At 62.8% G+C, this 530-nt stretch carries 1 protein-coding gene; it reads right to left on the reverse strand.

Features of this window, described 5'->3' with window-relative positions; genetic code table 11:
• Positions 1-530, reverse strand: a 530-nt coding sequence (locus tag TSA1_RS38585; RefSeq protein ID WP_210421924.1) for a DUF3060 domain-containing protein, incomplete at both ends; no start/stop codon positions are given.

The following is a 530-nucleotide window of genomic DNA, read 5'->3' on the forward strand; positions in this document are numbered from 1 at the left end:
CCCGGTGCCGTTCAGCGATAGAATGCCGTTCGTCCCGGTCAACGTCACCGTCTCGTTGTTGCCGTTAAGCGTCACTCTGTTGGTCGAGCCGCTCACCGTCACCTGGTGGCTGTCGCCGGTCAGCGTCACGGTATTGTTCCAGCCATTGACCGTCACCACGTCGCTGTTGCCCGTCGACGTCACCGCGTCGAAGCTGCTGTTCACCGTCAGCGTCTCGTTGCTGCCGGTCAGCGTCAGGATCTCCTGGCTGTTGTTGAGCGCCACCGAGTTGCCGTCGCCCAGGATCGTCACCGGCGCGTTGGCAACTCCGACCGACACGGACGAACCCGACACACTCACCGTGTCGCTCGTCCCGCCGACAGACACGACGGCGCCGGTGCTCAGGATCGTCGCCGTGTCACGAAGCCCGTTCACATTCACTGTCAGCACACTGCCGCTCAGCGTCACTGTGTCGCTATAGCCGGTCATCGTCACAGTGCGCGCGCCCGACGTGTTCAGCGTGATGTAATCTCCGCTCAGCGTCACGTAAT

It is taken from the genome of Bradyrhizobium nitroreducens (assembly GCF_002776695.1).
GTDB lineage: Bacteria > Pseudomonadota > Alphaproteobacteria > Rhizobiales > Xanthobacteraceae > Bradyrhizobium > Bradyrhizobium nitroreducens.